Raw genomic sequence first — 18,495 nt, forward strand, 5'->3', positions numbered from 1 at the left:
GCCTTTGGCCGGCTCGACTGGTCATAATTCGTACGACAAGCCACGCCGGTCCTCCTGCGTGGCTTGTTGTTTTTAGACGCGCCTGCGGGCGCCCGATGAAGAGGCACGACGATGAGCGCACTGGTTGGCGTGATCATGGGCTCCAAGTCCGATTGGTCCACCCTTAGCCACACCGCCGACATGCTTGAAAAGCTCGGCATTCCGTACGAAGTCAAAGTGGTTTCGGCGCACCGCACGCCCGATCTGCTGTTCAAGTACGCCGAAGAAGCCGAAGGCCGTGGCATCGAGGTGATCATCGCCGGGGCTGGCGGTGCTGCTCACCTGCCTGGCATGTGCGCTGCCAAGACTCACCTGCCTGTCTTGGGCGTTCCGGTGCAGTCTTCGATGCTGTCGGGTGTCGATTCGCTGTTGTCCATCGTGCAGATGCCGGCGGGCATTCCGGTCGCGACCCTGGCCATCGGCAAGGCTGGCGCGATCAACGCCGCGCTGTTGTCGGCCAGTATTCTGGGCGCCAAGCACCCACACTTCCACGCAGTGCTGAAGAAATTCCGCGCTGAGCAGACAGACAGCGTTCTGGACAATCCAGACCCACGCGAGGCCTGAGGTTTTCATGAAGATCGGCGTAATCGGTGGCGGCCAGTTGGGTCGCATGTTGGCACTGGCGGGCACCCCGCTTGGAATGAACTTCGCGTTTCTCGACCCTGCTCCGGACGCGTGCGCCGCTGCGCTGGGCGAGCATCTGCGTGCCGATTACGGCGATCAGGATCATCTGCGCCAACTTGCCGATGAAGTCGATCTGGTGACGTTCGAGTTCGAAAGCGTGCCCGCTGAAACCGTAGCCTTCCTGTCGCAGTTCGTACCGGTGTATCCGAGTGCCGAAGCCTTGCGCATCGCCCGTGATCGCTGGTTCGAAAAGAGCATGTTCAAGGATCTGGGCATTCCGACGCCTGCGTTCGCCGACATCCAGTCTCAAGCAGACCTGGATGCCGCAGTCGCCAGCATCGGCCTGCCGGCCGTCCTGAAAACCCGCACGCTGGGTTACGACGGTAAAGGCCAGAAAGTCCTGCGCACACCGCAAGACGTGATCGACACCTTCGCCGAACTGGGCAACGTGCCTTGCCTGCTGGAAGGCTTCGTGCCGTTCACCGGCGAAGTCTCGCTGATCGCCGTACGCGCCCGTGACGGTGAAACCCGCTTCTATCCGCTGGTGCATAACACGCACGACAGCGGCATCCTGCGCCTGTCCATCGCCAGCACCGACCACCCGTTGCAGGCATTGGCCGAAGACTACGCCGGTCGTGTGCTCAAGCAGCTGGATTATGTGGGCGTCCTGGCCTTTGAATTCTTCGAAGTCGATGGCGGCCTGAAAGCCAACGAAATCGCACCGCGCGTTCACAACTCCGGTCACTGGACCACCGAAGGCGCCGAGTGCAGCCAGTTCGAAAACCACCTGCGCGCCGTTGCTGGCTTGCCGCTGGGTTCGACCGCCAAGGTCGGTGAGAGCGCCATGCTCAACTTCATCGGTGAAGTGCCGGCAGTGGATCAGGTCATCGCTGTTGAAGATTGTCATCTGCACCACTACGGCAAAGCCTTCAAGGCCGGGCGCAAGGTCGGCCACGCCACCGTGCGCAGCAAAGACCGCGCAACGCTGGATCGTCAGGTGAAGCAGGTCGAGGCACTGATCAAAAACTGATCACCGCGGTGGCCAGTCTTGATCGCCTCTGTAGGAGTGAGCTTGCTCGCGATAGGATTTTGTCCGCGACATCATTGCTGTCTGACCCAGCGCGATCGCGAGCAAGCTCACTCCTACAGTGTCATGCACATCCTGTTGAACCATTCGTGATCGCCACCCCTCTCATAGCGTGTTGCCGATCGCCAGCTAGGCTCTCGGCATATTCATTCAAACAGAGGGACATGGCATGGGAATCATCGGAACCATCTTCATCGGCTTGATCGTAGGTCTGCTGGCGCGCTTTTTGAAGCCAGGCGACGACAGCATGGGCTGGATCATGACCATCCTGCTCGGCATCTGTGGTTCGCTGGCTGCCACTTATGGTGGTCAGGCGCTGGGTATCTACCGCGCAGGCGAGGGTGCAGGTTTCCTCGGTGCGCTCGTCGGCGCGATCATCCTGCTGGTGATCTACGGCATGATTAAAAAGCGTTAAGCACGCCTGGCCCTCTGCGCTATTGCAGCGCAGAGGGCTAGAATGCCCGGCATTCAACTCCTCTCGCCGAGCATCTCCAATGCGTCATCTCCTCTTCGTTTCACTGCTGCTGGTCTGCGGACTGGTGCGCGCCGCTGAATTACCCGAAACCGACTGGCTTGAACTGATGCCGAAGTCGGATCAGAAAGCCCTCGAAGCCATGCCCGAAATCGATCACAACTCGCCGGAAGGCCAGGGCACTTTTGACAGCAAGGGCGGCTTGAAGCAGAGCAAGGGCTTGCCTGCTGTCATGTACTCCACCAAAACCGTCCCGTCGATGAACGACAAAACCATCCGCCTGGGTGGCTATCCGGTTCCGCTGGAAACTGACGCTAAGGGCCACAGCACGCTGTTCTTCCTCGTCCCGTACCCGGGCGCCTGCATCCACGTGCCGCCACCGCCGCCGAATCAGCTCGTGTTGGTGCGTTATCCGAAGGGTTTGAAGATCTCCGACATCTACACACCGTTGTGGGTCATTGGCACGTTGAAGGTGGAGAAGGTCAACAATGATCTGGCAGACGCCGCATATGCGCTGGACGCGTCGAAAGTGCGTGTGGTGGTAGAGGCGGATTTGTAGGACTGGTCTTGGAATCCACTGTGGGACCGGCTTTAGCCGGGAAGGCGTCGGGTGTCACACCGCAAAATTCATGGTGTTCATGCAGGCCTCTTCCCGGCTGAAGCCGGTCCCACATGTGGAGCGCGTTCACTCAGTGGGACTGGCTTAGACGCCAATCCCACAGGCTGTCAGGCTTCTGCCAACGGCTCGGCCCAGATGCTGACGCTCAGCGCGTGCATATCACCGGGCTTGAGCGTCACGACGTCAGTCATGACGTTGGCCGTCTCAACGCACACCATGCTCTTCCAGCCATCAGGCTGCATGTCGTCGAAGGTTTTGGTCTTGTCGATCCACGGGTTCCAGACGATGGCTGATTGCGAACCCGCCGCCTGAATCTGAATCCGGCGCTTCCATTCCGGGTCGACCACTGAAATCAGGTTAGGCGTGTCCTGGTAAATACGGTCGGTCTCGCCGGTGAACCTGATGTCACCCACCTGGACATTCTGAGCGTCCCAGCTTTCCAGTGTGTTCAGGTACTCGACGCCATCCAGCCCTTCGATGCTGATCTGGCTCACATCACTTACCGCGAAATAACTGTGCAGCGCCTGACTGAGCGTGACGTCTTCAGCGCCAGCGTTGAAGCTCACCAGACTGACATTCAGCGCGGCATCCAGGCGGACGTGCAGTTTCAGGCCGACGGTATGCGGCCAGCCCGTCAACTGTCCTTCGGCCTGAGGCTGGATGAATTCGACGATCAATGCGTCGCCGTCCTCACCCACGCCCATCAACTCCCAGTCGATCGCCCGGACTTCGCCGTGGGCCTTTGCCGGCTCGTCGCTCGCGCGCATGGCCTGCACGCTTGACGGATTACGCTGAAAATTGCCAAACCATGGCCAGCAGATCGGCATCCCGCCGCGAATAGGCTTGCCCGATTTGAACACCGCGCCCGGGTTGGACCAGATCAACGGCTCATCGCCGTCCACCTGGTAACTGATGATGTGTGCGCCTTGTTGGGCGATCACCAATTCGGCCTGGCCGTGGCGGATGCGCCAGCAATTAAGCTCACCGAGCTGGAAGGATTCGACGTTTGACGTAGGCATAGCGGTTCTCACTCGAAGGACAGTGACTGAATCAGACTGCGCCAAGCTTGATGAGTTTGTTGCGCAAAGCCAAGGGCGGGCACGTCTGCCCACCCTGGCTCAAGGATCAGCGTCGAGCCGGCACTGAACGGGTACGGCCGCTGCCGTCGATGGCGACAAAAACGAACACGGCTTCGGTCACCTTGCGCCATTCGCTGGACAGCGGATCATCGCTCCATACCTCGACCATCATCTGGATCGAGCTGCGGCCGATTTCCAGGGTCTGGGTATAGAACGACAACTGCGCCCCCACCGCGACGGGCACCAGAAACGCCATGCGGTCGATGGCAACAGTCGCCACACGGCCACCGGCCACCTTGCTTGCCATCGCCGTACCGGCAAGGTCCATCTGGGCAACCAGCCAGCCGCCGAATATGTCGCCGAAGCCGTTGGTTTCGCGGGGCAGGGCGGTAATCTGCAGGGCAAGATCGCCCTGCGGTATCGGATCTTCTTGTTCGAGCTCAATCATTTTTGGGTCCCTCTGACCCATGACTCTACTAAGTCTGCATTTCGTTTAAAGGGAAACTCTGCGAAAACGACTTGGTTAAATGGCTTCGCACAACTTCCCTGAATAGACCGGTTGAGTCGCGGCCGGCGAGTATATCGGGCGCGCCGTCACGACACGACCGCCGCTTTTTCATGATGCCTTCACGTCATTGCAATCCATGTGCATTTGTACGCAATTTGCTATCGTGCCGGACCGACCTGGCGCATTACGCCATTTTTGGCACGCAATTTTGATGCCCGATTAACTTTTCGAGTCGAGAAATCGCGTGTGAAGCCGTTACCCACGGTTGAGTCACCGTTGATTTTTCGCCCAAAGAGAGCCTCAAAAGAGAAGCCATTGTTATGTCCTCCGTTCCTTTAAGCGCCACACAGCCTTCGCGCCCGCTGAACCGCAACGATTACAAGACCCTTTCATTGTCTGCCCTGGGCGGAGCGTTGGAGTTCTACGACTTCATCATTTTCGTGTTCTTCGCAGCCGTGGTAGGCAAGCTGTTTTTCCCCGTAGACATGCCCGAATGGCTGCGTTTGATGCAAACGTTTGGCATTTTTGCCGCCGGTTATCTGGCTCGGCCGCTGGGCGGCATCGTCATGGCGCATTTCGGTGATCTGCTCGGCCGCAAGAAAATGTTCACCCTGAGCATTTTCCTGATGGCCGTGCCGACGCTGATCATGGGCCTGCTGCCCACCTACGCGCAGATTGGCATCTGGGCGCCGCTCTTGCTGCTGCTGATGCGCGTCATACAAGGCGCCGCGATCGGTGGCGAAGTGCCTGGCGCGTGGGTATTCGTTTCCGAACACGTTCCCGCCCGTAACGTCGGTTACGCCTGCGGTACCCTCACGTCCGGCCTGACGGCCGGGATTTTGCTCGGCTCACTCGTCGCCACCTGGATCAACAGCGTGTACTCGCCCGTTGAGGTATCAGACTACGCCTGGCGGATTCCTTTCCTGCTCGGTGGTGTCTTCGGTCTGATGTCGGTTTACCTGCGCCGGTGGCTGCACGAAACCCCTGTGTTCGCCGAGCTTCAATTGCGCAAGCAACTGGCTGAAGAAGTGCCGCTAAAAGCGGTACTGCGTGATCACCGCGGTGCCGTAGTGTTGTCGATGGCGCTGACCTGGCTGCTGTCGGCAGGCGTTGTCGTGGTGATTCTCATGACTCCGACACTGCTGCAGACCAACTTTGGCTTCGCGCCAGCGCTCACGTTGAAAGCCAACAGCCTTGCCATTGTCTTTTTGAGCCTGGGCTGTATCGGCGCGGGCGCACTGGCGGATCGCGTTGGCGCTGGCTTGGTGTTCCTGTTCGGATCGCTGGGATTGCTGGTCAGTTCGTGGACCTTCTATCACACGGTCGGCACGCAGCCCGAGCTTCTTTATCCGCTCTACGCGATCACAGGGTTGTTCGTTGGCACCATTGGCGCCGTCCCATTCGTGATGGTCAAAGCGTTTCCACCGGTGGTTCGTTTTTCGGGGCTGTCCTTTTCCTACAACCTGGCCTACGCAATCTTCGGCGGGCTGACGCCGATGGTGGTGCAGGGGCTGAATAAGGTGAACCCGATGGCGCCCTCATGGTACGTGGCGGTCCTGTGTGCGTTGGGGATGGGGATCGGCGTGTATCTGCTGCGGCGTAAATCTGCCCAATGAGCATCTGATTCATGTCCAGGCCGCTCGCGAGGCCATTCTGGCCCGCGAGCGAATAACGCATTAGAGTTTAAATGCGTGGATCGTCGGGATTTTGCCGGCTGAGTTACCCGCGATCAGGATCTGACCGTCCTTCGGCTGGACGAAGCTGAACCCGTTGTTAGGGTAAAACTTCACGTTGTACAAGGTTCCGAATGTCGCTCCCGCCAATGTGGAGTCGACGCTTCCGTTATCGTTGAATCGGCCCAGTACAGGGCCGGCAGTGAATCCACCGCTGATCAGGATTTTACGTTGAGGCTCGGCACTCACCTCATACCGAGCCATGTACCACGCGTCGTTTGCGCCGTCGTAGAATTTATGTATGACCGGAACACCTTCGTTGAAGGTTTTATCAACGGAGCCGTCTAGCTGCAGCACCGTGACCATACCTTGGAATATCGATCCGTCGCAGAGCCGACTAACACTATCCTGTTGTCCTTGATATCGTCCACATAGATGCCTTTGAGGTAATAGGCTCGTTCTTCCGGAGTGTCATTCAACTCTACGACACCTTGCTCTCCAAAGTCTTGATCCAACCTACCCGATAGCGACACCTTCATCAAAATTCCGATAGATTTCCTAGTCGGTTGGTCGGCATATCCGCACGCATAAATGTTGCCAAGTTTATCTTGGGCGATAGCCGATAGGAAGATAGGTGTAGTGGGACGAACGGGATGCTGGATTTTCAAGACGCCTGCGTCTGCAAACGATGTATCAAGCGTGCCAGTGGGTGTGATTTTAATTAAGTAGCATTCGAGCTTATCTTCTTTCTCAGTGACTACAACGGCGTAAATATTGCCGTCAGCCTGTACAAAGCACGCATTTCCTTTTCCAAACTGTGAGCGGATCTTGGGGTCGCTGAAGCGGATCCTGAGCAGGTCGCTGATATTTAGCGGCGCGAAAAGAGCGTTAGAATTACCGTCTTTAGTCCATTGGGTAATGTAGGCGTCAGATCCTGTTGAGCCGTAAGAGTACCCCCACAGGGTGATGAGGCTTAGATCGTCTGGCGCATGAATCCCGAGAAGTACAGAGGTGCCTGTACGAGGGAAAGGCACGTTAACGACACCGGTTTGATCAGCTCCAAAGGTTTTGTCGAGTACCCCTTCACCGTCGAAACGGGCAAGGCAAGCAAGTGACTGATAGTCCGGATTATTTACACTATGTTTTTCAAAGTAGGTCGCCAGGTATTTGGGGGAATTATTGGCTGAAGGACACTGAATGACACCGCTCGCCCAGCCCTCTTGCGCCTTGAAGGGCAGATAGAGCCGTCCGCTATTCCCGAAGCTGGTGTCATATTTTAATTGCCCATAAAGACCTGCCTTAGGTTGATCATCATTGCGAATCAAGTAATCGTCGATTTTTCCATAAGGGTGCATGTTGTTTGGCGATTTCATGGCTATTTCCTTTTCTTCCGAGACCCGTAAGGCAATAACGAGTCACTGATTATTAATTTAGCAAGGCGCCTCTGGGTTCGTTAGTTGGATTTGAGATAAGCACTGCTGTTGATTATCGCGACTTTTCCAATTTCCTGGCGTGATGTTCTTTCACCCCTAGGGGTGCGCCCATCATTTTCAGGCTAGCCGTTTCAGGCGTTTGAACCCTGCGCGTGGATTATTTCGACGTCATCCATATCAAAGGCTTGTTAAGCTGTAACGCGCCAAATCTGCGGCGAGTGTTGAATTTGAAGTCTTCAAAAAAAGGTTGCTGGCATTCATCTCGATGTCACAATCCGGTCATAGATTGGTCACATGGCCAGCATCCACCGGCCAGCACTCTTACCTCGCCAGGAGCAAGGCATGACCTTCAGACGTTTGATGACTGCACTGACTTTTGTCGCTGCGGGCTTACCCACAGCGGCTGCGGTTGCGGCTGTCGACCCGGCGATCAAGCCCTACATCAAAACCAGCGGTGTTTCGGGCACCCTCTCAAGCGTCGGCTCCGACACCCTCGCCAACCTCATGACGATGTGGGCCGAGGCCTATAAGAAAGAATACCCAAGCGTGAACATCCAGATTCAGGCCGCCGGCTCCTCAACAGCGCCGCCCGCATTAACCGAGGGCACTGCGACGCTGGGGCCCATGAGCCGCAAGATGAAGGACGGCGAACTGTCCGCATTCGAGCAGAAGCACGGCTACAAACCGACGGCGATTCCCGTGGCCGTTGATGCGTTGGCAGTGTTCGTTCACAAGGACAACCCGATCAAGGGCCTGACGCTGCAGCAGGTTGACGCGATCTTCTCCGCGACCCGGCTGTGCGGCGCCAAGACCGATGCAAAAACCTGGGGCGATGTGGGCGTGACGGGGGATCTGGCCGGCAAGGCCATCCAGCTGTTCGGACGCAATTCGGTTTCCGGCACCTACGGTTATTTCAAGGAAGAGGCGCTGTGCAAGGGCGACTTCAAACCCAACGTCAACGAACAACCCGGCTCTGCTTCGGTGGTCAGCTCCATCAGCAACTCGCTGAACGGCATTGGCTATTCAGGCATTGGTTATAAAACATCCAGCGTGCGCACCGTACCCCTGGCAAAAAAAGAGGGCGGCGAGTTCGTCGAAGACAACGAAGTCAACGCGCTGAATGGCACTTACCCGCTGGCGCGCTTCCTTTATGTGTACGTCAACAAGGCGCCGAACAAACCGTTGAATCCGCTCGAAGCCGAGTTCGTCAGATTGATCCTGTCAAAACAAGGTCAGGAAGTTGTCATGAAAGACGGGTACATTCCGTTACCAGCCAAGGTCGTCAGCAAAGCCTTGGCTGATCTGGGGCTACAAGAACGGTAGCGAGCGCGCTGCCCAGACAACCCTGATGCGGGGTGACAGGTTCGTCCCGCCACAAACGACAAAGGCCTTATGGAACGAGGCTCGCAGAACACTGAACAGTCCGTTGCCCCGATTCAGGGGCGGCGGGCTTTTTTGCGTCACCTCGCTGTAATGTATTTGTCATACACAGCGGCTACGGTGTGCGCATGAATGATTTGGCCAATTCATCAATGACCGAAAAACCCCGTCCCGAGCGCATTGATTTCAATGCGCCCGAGCTGCAGCGCAAGCGCAGGATCCGTGCGCTCAAAGACCGCCTGACGCGCTGGTACGTGTTAGTGGGCGGTCTTGCCGTGTTGGCCGCCATCACCCTGATCTTCTTCTACCTGGCTTACGTCGTCGCGCCGTTGTTCCAGGGTGCGAAGCTGACGCGCAGCGATACTCAAACACCCGCCTGGCTGCAAGATGCCGGCAAGCCCATGGTGTTGGTCATCGAAGAGCAGAATCAGGTCGCCATGCGCGTGTCCGACAAAGGCGAAGCGCTGTTTTTCCACCTCAAGGACGGCGGCGAAATTTCCCGCGTGACCTTGCCGATCCCTGCTGGCGCGAAGGTCACGTCGGTAGCGCAGGATCAGCCCGGCAAGCCCCTGATCGCGATCGGCCTGTCCAACGGCCAAGTGCTGGTGTTCAAGCACGCTTACCCGATCAGCTATCCCGACAACAAAAAAACCATCACGCCCACGATTACCTATCCCTACGGTGAGACGCCGCTGGTACTGGACGAAGGAGGGCGGGCCCTCGAGCACGTCAATCTGAGTGCCAGCGACACGACCCTGATGCTGGCCGGTTCAACCGGTACGCAGCTGCACGTGTTGTCGCTGACCCAGTCCGAAAACCTGATGACGGGCGAGACCAACCGCGAGCAAAGTCGCATCGACCTGCCGCAGCTGTCAGCGGCCGTCAAAGCCATCTATATCGATCCGCGTCAGCAATGGCTGTACGTGATTAATGGTCGTGCGCTGGCGGATGTGTTCGACCTGCGCGATCGCACGTTGAACGGTCGCTACAAGCTGCTCGAGGACGCCAACGCCGAAACCACTGCCAGTACGCAACTGGTGGGTGGCATCTCGCTGGTGATCGGCAGCTCCCGAGGCAATATTGCGCAGTGGTTCATGGCGCGGGACGTCGATGGCGAGATGCGTCTGCAGCACATTCGTGACTTCAAAATGAGTGGCGCGCCGATCTCCCAGATCACCAGCGAGCAGCGCCGCAAAGGCTTCATCGCCATGGACACCTCCGGCAAGCTCGGCGTGTTCCACAGCACCGCTCACCGCACGCTGTTGATCGACCCGATTGCCAGCGGCCCGGCCGTGATGGGTCTGTCGCCGCGGGCGGATCGGATCATCGTTGAAGACAACGGCAAGCTGCTGCCCTTGAACCTGAACAACCCGCACCCGGAGATTTCCTGGAGCGCCCTGTGGGACAAGGTCTGGTACGAGAACTACGACGAACCCAAATACGTCTGGCAATCCACCGCATCCAACAGTGATTTCGAACCCAAGCTGAGCCTTGCGCCACTCACCTACGGCACGCTCAAAGCCGCGTTCTACGCCATGCTGCTGGCCGCACCGATTGCCGTCGCTGCGGCTATCTACACCGCTTACTTCATGGCGCCGCGCATGCGTCGCAAGGTCAAGCCGATCATCGAACTGATGGAAGCGATGCCGACGGTCATTCTCGGCTTCTTCGCCGGGCTGTTCCTGGCGCCGTATCTGGAAGGGCACCTGCCAGGCATCTTCAGCCTGCTGATCTTCACCCCCATCGGCATCTTGCTGGCGGGGTTTGGCTGGACGCGCTTGCCCGACTCGATTCGCCTGCGGGTGCCCGATGGTTGGGAAAGCGCGATTCTGATTCCGGTCATTCTGCTGATTGGCTGGGTCTCACTGAGCATGAGCCCGAACCTGGAGAACTGGTTCTTCGGCGGCGACATGCGCTCGTGGATCACCAACGACCTGGGCATCACTTACGATCAGCGCAACGCACTGGTGGTCGGGATCGCCATGGGTTTTGCGGTCATTCCCAACATCTATTCGATTGCCGAGGACGCCGTGTTCAGCGTGCCGCGGGGTCTGACGCTCGGCTCACTGGCCCTTGGCGCAACGCCGTGGCAGACACTGGTTCGGGTGGTGATTCTCACGGCCAGCCCGGGGATTTTCTCGGCGCTGATGATCGGCATGGGACGTGCTGTGGGCGAAACCATGATCGTGCTCATGGCCACCGGTAACACGCCGATCATGAACATGAACCTGTTCGAAGGTATGCGCACCCTGGCGGCCAACGTAGCGGTGGAGATGCCCGAGTCGGAAGTGGGCGGCAGTCATTATCGCGTGCTGTTCCTCGCCGCCCTGGTGCTGCTGATGTTCACGTTTGTCATGAATACCTTGGCAGAGCTGATTCGTCAGCGCCTGCGCAAGCAGTATTCGTCTCTTTAGGGCAGGTTGAAACCGATGAAGCAGACCTCCCTCAAGCGATGGTTCAACAGTGGCGGCCCCGGCGTCTGGTTAAGCGCGGGTGCGGTATCTATCGCGGTGATCATGACCATCGGTTTGCTCGCGGTGATCGCCGTGCGCGGGCTGGGGCATTTCTGGCCGGCCGATGTGATTTCCGCCCAGTACGACGTTCCCGGGCAGGAAAGCCACGTGCTGGTGGGCGAGCTGGTTCAGTCTGAACAAGTGCCGCGCGCCAGGCTCAAGGCCTCCGGGTTGCCAGTCCCTGATCAGGGGCCCGAGTTCATGACCCGCGATCTGTTCAAGGTCGGCAACCGGGATATCAGCCCCAGCGATTTCAGCTGGGTCATTGGCGAGTGGCTCAAGGATCAGCGCAAGCCAGCGGAGTTGATGACCCTGGAGCGCCGCGAGTGGGGCAACTTTTACGGCTATCTGCTCAACGTCAAGGAAGACGGCAAAGTCGTCGCACAAGGCGAAGCCGCATGGCCGCAACTGCAGGCGCGAATCGAGCGGGTGCAGGGCATTTCCGATCAACTGGACGACCTTGAGAAGGGCGAGATCGGGGCGATCAACCACGGCATCGAGCGGCTGCGTCTGCAGGCGCGCAAGCTGGAGCTCAGCGGCGAACTTGATGCAGCGGCTCAGGCCGACATGGCCACTGAGCGCGCTGAATACGACGCGCGCTACAAGGACGTTGAATCGCGGCTGGGCGCGTTGCACGCCGAATACAATCGCGACAGCCTGACGGCGCGTGACGCCAACGGCAAAGAGATCGAGATAAGCCTCGGCAAGGTGGTCCATGCGTATCAACCCAACGCCATGGGCACGATGACCAAGCTGGGGTTCTACTTTCAGAAGCTTTGGGAGTTCCTCAGCGACGACCCGCGCGAGGCCAACACGGAGGGCGGGATTTTCCCGGCGATCTTCGGCACCGTGATGATGACCCTGATCATGGCCGTCATCGTGACGCCCTTTGGCGTGCTCGCCGCTGTGTATCTGCGTGAGTACGCACGCCAGGGCGTGATGACGCGCCTGATCCGCATCGCCGTGAACAACCTCGCGGGCGTTCCGGCGATCGTCTATGGCGTGTTCGGGCTGGGCTTTTTCGTTTACGTGCTGGGCGGCTCTCTGGATCAGTTGTTCTTTCCCGAAGCCCTGCCGGCGCCGACGTTCGGCACGCCCGGCTTGCTGTGGGCGTCCTTGACGCTGGCACTGCTCGCCGTGCCGGTGGTGATCGTCGCCACCGAAGAGGGCCTGGCGCGTATCCCGCTGACGTTGCGCGAGGGCTCGCTGGCCTTGGGAGCGACCAAAGCCGAAACGCTGTGGAAGATCGTTTTGCCGATGGCCAGCCCGGCCATGATGACCGGGCTGATCCTGGCCGTGGCACGGGCGGCGGGTGAAGTGGCGCCGCTGATGCTGGTGGGTGTGGTCAAGATGGCGCCGTCGTTGCCTCTGGACGGCAATTACCCGTACCTGCACCTCGACCAGAAGATCATGCACCTGGGTTTCCATATTTACGACGTCGGCTTTCAAAGCCCTAATGTCGAGGCGGCGCGCCCGCTGGTGTACGCCACGGCGCTGCTGCTGGTGTTGGTGATTGCGCTGCTGAACCTGTCGGCGGTGACCATTCGCAACCGCCTGCGCGACAAGTACAAGGCTTTCGAAGACTGAGTCAGCTTCAAGCGGCTAGCTGTAAGCCGCATACCGTATCAGCACCACATTTGCAGCTTGCGGCTTAAGGCTTGCAGCTATGATCGGAGTGAGACCATGCAACACGAACCCCACGCCCACGGCATCAACATGTCGGCCCTGGGTCGCAAGCGCCAGGTACTGGATCTGGCGAACGAAGCCGTTGCGCTGGAAGTGCCGGGTCTGGATCTCTTCTATGGCGAGAAGCAGGCGCTGTTCGACATCCGTATGAACATCCCGAAACAACGCGTCACCTCGTTCATCGGGCCGTCCGGGTGCGGCAAGTCTACGTTGCTGCGCACCTTCAACCGCATGAATGATCTGGTGGACGGCTGTCGCGTACAGGGCGAGATCAAGCTCTATGGCCACGACATCTACACTAAGGGCGAGGACGTCGCCGAGTTGCGTCGCCGGGTCGGCATGGTCTTCCAGAAGCCCAACCCGTTCCCCAAGACCGTTTACGAGAACGTGGTCTACGGGCTGCGTATTCAGGGCGTGAACAAAAAGCGCGTGCTCGACGAGGCCGTCGAGTGGGCCTTGCGTGGCGCCGCACTGTGGGACGAGGTCAAGGACCGCCTGCACGAGTCGGCGCTCGGCCTCTCCGGTGGTCAGCAGCAACGTCTGGTGATCGCCCGCACTATCGCTGTTGAACCTGAAGTGCTGCTGCTCGATGAGCCGTGCTCCGCGCTCGACCCGATTTCGACCCTCAAAGTCGAAGAGCTGATCTACGAACTGAAATCCAAATACACCATTGTGATCGTTACCCACAACATGCAGCAGGCGGCGCGCGTGTCTGATTACACCGCGTTTCTGCACATGGGCAAGGTGGTCGAATACGGGGACACCGATACGTTGTTCACCAATCCGACCAAAAAGCAGACTGAAGACTACATAACCGGTCGTTACGGCTAGCACGTGTTTCGTCAGCCTTGAACCACCGCGCAATCAATCGGACGGACACTCATGATCAAAGACAGCCATACACATCACATCTCCCAGCAGTTCAACGCTGAACTGGAAGAAGTTCGCAGCCACCTGCTGGAAATGGGTGGTCTGGTCGAGAAGCAGGTCAACGACGCGGTCACCGCGTTGATTGAAGCCGACTCTGGCCTGGCCCAGCGGGTGCGCGAGGTGGACGATCGCATCAACCAGATGGAGCGCAACATCGACGAAGAGTGCCTGCGCATTCTGGCTCGCCGTCAGCCTGCCGCTTCCGACCTGCGTCTGATCATCAGTATCTCCAAGTCGGTCATCGACCTTGAGCGCATCGGCGATGAGTCCACCAAGATCGCCCGCCGTGCGATTCAGCTGTGCGAAGAGGGTGAGTCGCCGCGCGGTTACGTCGAAGTGCGCCACATCAGCGATCAGGTCAGCAAGATGGTGCGCGATGCACTGGACTCGTTCGCTCGCTTCGATGCCGATCTGGCGTTGTCGGTTGCGCAGTACGACAAGAACATCGACCGCGAATACAAGACCGCATTGCGTGAGCTGGTCACCTACATGATGGAAGATCCGCGCTCGATCTCCCGCGTGCTGAACGTGATCTGGGTCCTGCGCTCGCTGGAGCGCATCGGCGATCACGCGCGCAACATCTCCGAACTGGTGATCTACCTCGTGCGCGGTACCGACGTTCGCCACCTGGGCCTCAAGCGCATGCAGGAAGAAGTCAAAGGCCTGACCGCCGAAAGGATTAATGTTCTGGACACGCCTGACGATAAATAAGATTGCCTGAGAAAAAACGCCTGGCGACCGCCGGGCGTTTTTGTTTCTCCGGTTTGCCCATATTTTTCAAGTCACCCGCGAATAAAAGTCCCGGTGTCGTCAAACAGTTTGGCAGCTGGTCACCCGCCAGCGAATGCTCGCCATTTACGGTGAACACGCCATCAGGAGCGTCGATGAGTAAAGTCAGTGTATTGGTGGTGGATGACGCACCGTTCATCCGTGATCTGGTCAAGAAAGGACTGCGCAACGCGTTTCCAGGAATCGCTCTGGAAGACGCAGTGAACGGCCGCAAGGCGCAAGTGCTGTTAAGCCGTGAAGTCTTCGACCTGGTGTTGTGCGATTGGGAAATGCCCGAAATGTCCGGGCTGGAATTGCTGACCTGGTGCCGCCAGCAGGACAACCTGAAAACCATGCCTTTCATCATGGTCACCAGCCGGGGTGACAAGGAAAACGTGATTCAGGCGATCCAGGCGGGCGTCTCGGACTTCATCGGCAAGCCGTTCACCAACGAGCAACTGCTGACCAAGGTCAAGAAAGCGCTGCACAAGGTCGGCAAGCTTGACGCGTTGATGTCCAGTGGCCCGGCCCGCGTCAATGCGGCGTTTGCCAATGACTCGCTTGGCGCACTGACGGGTAATCGCCCTGAAACCGTTAGCGCTTCGCCCACTGCATCGGCAGCACCGCAGGCTGCTCAGCCTATGGTTCAGCCGATAGCTAAAGCCGCTCCTGCCGCTGCACCCACCGGTCGCGGTCAGGGTCAGTTGCGTCTTCCGAACGGGAACCAGCCCTGCGTGATCAAGGCGCTGACGCTCAAGGAAGCGTCGCTGCTGGTCCGTCGTGGCGAAGTCCTGCCGCAGATCCTCGAAAGCGCTGTGCTCGATCTGGAACAGGGTGAAAACGCCGAAGTAGCGCGTCTCAATGGCTATCTGCACGCGATTGCCGCGTTCGAGCAGAAGCCCGACAGCGAGTGGCTGCAAGTCACCTTCCGCTTCGTCGACAAGGACACCCAGAAGCTTGATTACCTCTCGCGCCTGATCGCCCGTGGCACAGCGCAGAAGCACTTCGTGCCGGGTGCCTGAGTCGCCGACCAGTTCGCTGCGCTCCCGCGCAGCGTCTGGAAGCGGTCTTATCAGCGGAGGCGAAGAACCGCCTGACGGAACGCACGCTCACCCTGCATAGAAATTGCAATCTCGATCGCGCCCTGTGCTGACGTGATTTCCTTGACGCTTCGTCTATTACCGATTGATTCGGATGAGTCCAATTGCGTCGGCATCGCTGTTAGGCTGGGCGCCAATCGTCCACTCACCAGGTCTATCCCGATGTTAGAGCGCGTGCTGGTTGTCTGTGCCTTACTGCTGGCTACGCAGACCGCCGGGGCAGTCACGATCTATCGGTTCACCGATGCCAATGGCGTGGTGTCGTTCACCGACCAGCCTGTGCGTGGCGCGCAGGTGATGAAGCTTCGCGAGCGCATGGTCGAGCGCATCGACAGCCAGGTGCGCCTGAGCGTCAAGAAAGCCAACGGCAGCGACAGCCTTTACGTGCGAAACGACCTTTACGCGCCTGTCGAAGTGGAGCTGCGTCTGGCCGGGGTGAAGAACGTCGTGGGCGTGTCGGACCAAGTCATTCGCCGCACCATCGCGGCGCGCAGCAACGAACGCCTCATCGCCCTCAGCCCGCAAGTCGCCAGCAAGGCCATGGCCTACAAGCCCAGCCTGCGATCAATCGTGGGCGACCCGCAGCGGGGCGTCTCGGCGAGTGGATTTGCCTATCGCTATCCATTGCCTTGGGTGGGCGGGCCGTTTCGCATCAGTCAGGGCGCCAACGGGTCCTACAGCCACATCGGGGCCAAGAGCCGCTATGCGATCGACATTGCCATGCCCGAAGGCACGCAGATTATCGCGGCTCGGGGCGGGACCGTGATCAAGACCGAGAATACTCAAACTGGCCGAGGCGCTAATCCGTCGGGCAATTTCGTGCGCATCCTGCACGACGACGGCACGATGGGCGTTTATCTGCATCTGCAGCAGGGATCGGTGAGTGTCAAGGAAGGCCAGCATGTGGCCGTGGGCGCGCCGCTCGGGCGTTCCGGCAACACCGGCAACAGCACCGGCCCGCATTTGCACTTCGTGGTGCAGCGCAATGTCGGGCTGGCGCTGGAGTCGATCCCGTACGAATTCTCGCAACCGGTCCAGAGCCTGCCCAACTTCGCGATTGGCGGGAATTGAAGAACTGCCGCTGACCTGTAGGAGCGTGGCTTGTCCCGCGATCTGGCGCGCAGCGGCAGCAAAAGGGCACATCCAGCATCCCGCCAGCGGCGTGGTCAATCCAGCTTCAACACCTTCGCCAGCACGATCTTCGGGCCTTTCATCTTTTTGATGATGATGCGCAGGCCTTCGACTTCCATGACTTCCTCTTCTTCAGGCACGCGCTTGAGGCTGTCGTAGATCAGGCCTGCCAGGGTTTCGGCTTCCACGTGGTCCAGATCGATGCCCAGCAGGCGCTCGACCTTGAACAGCGGCGTATCCCCACGTACCAGCAGCTTGCCCGGCTGATAAGCCAGGATCCCGCGCTCGGCCTTGCGGTGTTCGTCCTGAATGTCCCCCACCAGCACTTCCAGCACGTCTTCCATCGTCAGGTAGCCGATGATCTTGCCGTCGGCCTCTTCAACCAGCGCAAAGTGCGCGCCGCCCTGACGGAACTGCTCCAGCAGACGCGACAACGGCATGTGCTTGGACACCCGCTCCAGCGGCCGCGTGAGCTCGGCGAGGTTGAAGGATTCGGGAAGGTGATCCAGCGCCGCCAGCTCCAGCAGCAGGTCCTTGATGTGCAACAGGCCCACAAACTCATTGCGGTCCGAGTCGTACACCGGGTAACGGCTGAACTTGTGCCGACGGAACATCGCGAGGATTTCCTTGAGCGGGGCGTTGAATTCCAGCGAGACCATGTCTTCGCGGGAATTGGCCCAGTCCACCACTTCGAGCTCGCCCATTTCCACGGCGGAGGCCAGCACGCGCATGCCCTGATCGCTCGGGTCCTGACCGCGGCTTGAATGCAGAATCAGCTTGAGCTCTTCACGGCTGTAATGATGCTCGTGATGGGGACCGGGTTCACCCTGACCCGCGATACGCAGAATGCCGTTGGCACTGGCGTTGAGCAGGTAAATGGCCGGGTACATCGCCCAGTAGAAGAGGTACAGCGGCACCGCCGTCCACAGCGACAACAGCTCGGGTTTGCGAATGGCCCAGGATTTCGGCGCCAGTTCACCCACCACGATGTGCAGGTACGAAATCATGAAAAAGGCGCTGAAGAACGACACGCCTTTGACGACTTCAGGCGACTCCACGCCGACCGTCTCGAGCAACGGCGCCAGCAGGTGCGCGAACGCCGGCTCGCCCACCCAGCCCAGACCCAGAGATGCCAGCGTAATACCCAGCTGGCAGGCCGACAGATAAGCATCGAGTTGGCTGTGAACGGTGCGCAGAATGCGTCCGCGCCAGCCGTTTTTCTCGGCAATGGACTCAACGCGGGTGGAGCGCAGTTTGACCATGGCGAACTCGGCCGCAACGAAGAATCCGTTGAGCAGAACCAACACCATTGCGAAAAGAATCATGCCGAAATCGGCGAAGAGTGAAGCCAGGCTGATACCAGGGGAAGGGTCCATGATGGGGTTTTGCAGGTTCCGTTTTGAAGTGTGGAATGAAACAAGCCCTCACAATTGGAGGGCACAAGGGACCCAAT

17 protein-coding genes are annotated in these 18,495 nt (G+C 58.9%); 12 read left to right on the forward strand and 5 right to left on the reverse strand.

The window, feature by feature from the left end; all coding sequences use genetic code 11:
• Window positions 1–111 precede the first annotated feature (111 nt).
• From purE to ACQKEN_RS00340, 4 genes are all read left to right on the forward strand, one after another.
• Window positions 112–603, forward strand: coding sequence for a 5-(carboxyamino)imidazole ribonucleotide mutase (purE, locus tag ACQKEN_RS00325; protein ID WP_074885928.1), 492 nt, complete (start codon window positions 112–114; stop codon window positions 601–603).
• Between the two features lie 7 nt (window positions 604–610).
• On the forward strand, window positions 611–1,693 hold the full coding sequence (locus ACQKEN_RS00330; protein WP_427682844.1) for a 5-(carboxyamino)imidazole ribonucleotide synthase: 1,083 nt from the start codon (window positions 611–613) through the stop codon (window positions 1,691–1,693).
• Window positions 1,694–1,919: 226 nt separating this feature from the next.
• The gene (locus ACQKEN_RS00335) at window positions 1,920–2,165 is read left to right on the forward strand and encodes a GlsB/YeaQ/YmgE family stress response membrane protein (protein WP_037016790.1); all 246 of its coding nucleotides are present in this window, start codon (window positions 1,920–1,922) and stop codon (window positions 2,163–2,165) included.
• A 79-nt stretch (window positions 2,166–2,244) separates the two neighbouring features.
• The gene (locus tag ACQKEN_RS00340; protein WP_427682845.1) at window positions 2,245–2,781 is read left to right on the forward strand and encodes a DUF3299 domain-containing protein; all 537 of its coding nucleotides are present in this window, start codon (window positions 2,245–2,247) and stop codon (window positions 2,779–2,781) included.
• A gap of 167 nt (window positions 2,782–2,948) precedes the next feature.
• Here ACQKEN_RS00340 and ACQKEN_RS00345 read toward each other — a convergent pair whose 3' ends face one another.
• Window positions 2,949–3,860 (reverse strand): D-hexose-6-phosphate mutarotase, encoded by a 912-nt coding sequence (locus ACQKEN_RS00345; protein ID WP_427682847.1) that lies wholly within the window; start codon window positions 3,858–3,860, stop codon window positions 2,949–2,951.
• A gap of 106 nt (window positions 3,861–3,966) precedes the next feature.
• A complete protein-coding gene (locus tag ACQKEN_RS00350) occupies window positions 3,967–4,368 on the reverse strand; it encodes an acyl-CoA thioesterase (RefSeq protein WP_093466337.1) in 402 nt (133 codons plus the stop codon).
• Window positions 4,369–4,748: 380 nt separating this feature from the next.
• On the opposite strand from ACQKEN_RS00350, the gene ACQKEN_RS00355 reads away from it, so the two are divergent.
• On the forward strand, window positions 4,749–6,044 hold the full coding sequence (locus ACQKEN_RS00355) for an MFS transporter (protein ID WP_427682849.1): 1,296 nt from the start codon (window positions 4,749–4,751) through the stop codon (window positions 6,042–6,044).
• Between the two features lie 60 nt (window positions 6,045–6,104).
• Here the strand turns inward: ACQKEN_RS00355 and ACQKEN_RS00360 are convergent, their stop codons facing one another.
• On the reverse strand, window positions 6,105–6,458 hold the full coding sequence (locus ACQKEN_RS00360; protein ID WP_427682850.1) for a hypothetical protein: 354 nt from the start codon (window positions 6,456–6,458) through the stop codon (window positions 6,105–6,107).
• Entirely contained in the window at window positions 6,446–7,474 is a 1,029-nt protein-coding gene (locus ACQKEN_RS00365) for a hypothetical protein (RefSeq protein WP_427682852.1), read from the reverse strand. Before ACQKEN_RS00365 ends, ACQKEN_RS00360 begins: the two co-directional genes overlap by 13 nt.
• 402 nt (window positions 7,475–7,876) lie before the next feature.
• Here ACQKEN_RS00365 and ACQKEN_RS00370 point away from each other — a divergent pair, with 402 nt between their 5' ends.
• The 7 genes from ACQKEN_RS00370 (at window position 7,877) to ACQKEN_RS00400 (ending at window position 16,982) form a co-directional block, all read left to right on the forward strand.
• Window positions 7,877–8,857 carry a phosphate ABC transporter substrate-binding protein PstS family protein gene (locus ACQKEN_RS00370; protein WP_427682854.1) on the forward strand — a complete coding sequence of 327 codons (981 nt, stop codon included), beginning with the start codon at window positions 7,877–7,879 and terminating at the stop codon, window positions 8,855–8,857.
• Window positions 8,858–9,042: 185 nt separating this feature from the next.
• A complete protein-coding gene (locus ACQKEN_RS00375; protein ID WP_427682856.1) occupies window positions 9,043–11,328 on the forward strand; it encodes an ABC transporter permease subunit in 2,286 nt (761 codons plus the stop codon).
• A 15-nt stretch (window positions 11,329–11,343) separates the two neighbouring features.
• Complete coding sequence (gene pstA / locus ACQKEN_RS00380) at window positions 11,344–13,014, forward strand: phosphate ABC transporter permease PstA (protein ID WP_427682857.1); 1,671 nt, start codon at window positions 11,344–11,346, stop codon at window positions 13,012–13,014.
• A gap of 96 nt (window positions 13,015–13,110) precedes the next feature.
• Window positions 13,111–13,944: a phosphate ABC transporter ATP-binding protein PstB gene (pstB, locus tag ACQKEN_RS00385; RefSeq protein ID WP_065988194.1), complete on the forward strand. Its 834-nt coding sequence runs from the start codon at window positions 13,111–13,113 to the stop codon at window positions 13,942–13,944.
• A 51-nt stretch (window positions 13,945–13,995) separates the two neighbouring features.
• Window positions 13,996–14,754 (forward strand): phosphate signaling complex protein PhoU, encoded by a 759-nt coding sequence (phoU, locus tag ACQKEN_RS00390; protein WP_133773894.1) that lies wholly within the window; start codon window positions 13,996–13,998, stop codon window positions 14,752–14,754.
• A 173-nt stretch (window positions 14,755–14,927) separates the two neighbouring features.
• Window positions 14,928–15,833: a response regulator gene (locus tag ACQKEN_RS00395; protein WP_427682860.1), complete on the forward strand. Its 906-nt coding sequence runs from the start codon at window positions 14,928–14,930 to the stop codon at window positions 15,831–15,833.
• A 240-nt stretch (window positions 15,834–16,073) separates the two neighbouring features.
• Window positions 16,074–16,982 (forward strand): peptidoglycan DD-metalloendopeptidase family protein, encoded by a 909-nt coding sequence (locus ACQKEN_RS00400; protein ID WP_427682862.1) that lies wholly within the window; start codon window positions 16,074–16,076, stop codon window positions 16,980–16,982.
• 95 nt (window positions 16,983–17,077) lie between these two features.
• On the opposite strand, the gene ACQKEN_RS00405 is transcribed toward ACQKEN_RS00400, so the two are convergent.
• A complete protein-coding gene (locus ACQKEN_RS00405; RefSeq protein WP_122623573.1) occupies window positions 17,078–18,418 on the reverse strand; it encodes a hemolysin family protein in 1,341 nt (446 codons plus the stop codon).
• Window positions 18,419–18,495 lie beyond the last annotated feature (77 nt).

This window comes from Pseudomonas sp. NPDC078416 (assembly GCF_050268485.1).
In the GTDB taxonomy this organism is placed as follows: domain Bacteria; phylum Pseudomonadota; class Gammaproteobacteria; order Pseudomonadales; family Pseudomonadaceae; genus Aquipseudomonas.

What these genes read in the sequence shown, in the direction of transcription:
- ACQKEN_RS00355 (WP_427682849.1), top strand. Translation starts at nt 4,749, where the DNA reads ATGTCCTCCGTTCCTTTAAGCGCCACACAGCCTTCGCGCCCGCTGAAC.
- ACQKEN_RS00350 (WP_093466337.1), bottom strand. Translation starts at nt 4,368, where the DNA reads ATGATTGAGCTCGAACAAGAAGATCCGATACCGCAGGGCGATCTTGCC.
- ACQKEN_RS00370 (WP_427682854.1), top strand. Translation starts at nt 7,877, where the DNA reads ATGACCTTCAGACGTTTGATGACTGCACTGACTTTTGTCGCTGCGGGC.
- ACQKEN_RS00330 (WP_427682844.1), top strand. Translation starts at nt 611, where the DNA reads ATGAAGATCGGCGTAATCGGTGGCGGCCAGTTGGGTCGCATGTTGGCA.
- phoU (WP_133773894.1), top strand. Translation starts at nt 13,996, where the DNA reads ATGATCAAAGACAGCCATACACATCACATCTCCCAGCAGTTCAACGCT.
- ACQKEN_RS00400 (WP_427682862.1), top strand. Translation starts at nt 16,074, where the DNA reads ATGTTAGAGCGCGTGCTGGTTGTCTGTGCCTTACTGCTGGCTACGCAG.
- ACQKEN_RS00395 (WP_427682860.1), top strand. Translation starts at nt 14,928, where the DNA reads ATGAGTAAAGTCAGTGTATTGGTGGTGGATGACGCACCGTTCATCCGT.
- ACQKEN_RS00375 (WP_427682856.1), top strand. Translation starts at nt 9,043, where the DNA reads ATGAATGATTTGGCCAATTCATCAATGACCGAAAAACCCCGTCCCGAG.
- ACQKEN_RS00405 (WP_122623573.1), bottom strand. Translation starts at nt 18,418, where the DNA reads ATGGACCCTTCCCCTGGTATCAGCCTGGCTTCACTCTTCGCCGATTTC.
- ACQKEN_RS00340 (WP_427682845.1), top strand. Translation starts at nt 2,245, where the DNA reads ATGCGTCATCTCCTCTTCGTTTCACTGCTGCTGGTCTGCGGACTGGTG.
- ACQKEN_RS00345 (WP_427682847.1), bottom strand. Translation starts at nt 3,860, where the DNA reads ATGCCTACGTCAAACGTCGAATCCTTCCAGCTCGGTGAGCTTAATTGC.
- ACQKEN_RS00365 (WP_427682852.1), bottom strand. Translation starts at nt 7,474, where the DNA reads ATGAAATCGCCAAACAACATGCACCCTTATGGAAAAATCGACGATTAC.
- purE (WP_074885928.1), top strand. Translation starts at nt 112, where the DNA reads ATGAGCGCACTGGTTGGCGTGATCATGGGCTCCAAGTCCGATTGGTCC.
- pstB (WP_065988194.1), top strand. Translation starts at nt 13,111, where the DNA reads ATGCAACACGAACCCCACGCCCACGGCATCAACATGTCGGCCCTGGGT.
- ACQKEN_RS00335 (WP_037016790.1), top strand. Translation starts at nt 1,920, where the DNA reads ATGGGAATCATCGGAACCATCTTCATCGGCTTGATCGTAGGTCTGCTG.
- pstA (WP_427682857.1), top strand. Translation starts at nt 11,344, where the DNA reads ATGAAGCAGACCTCCCTCAAGCGATGGTTCAACAGTGGCGGCCCCGGC.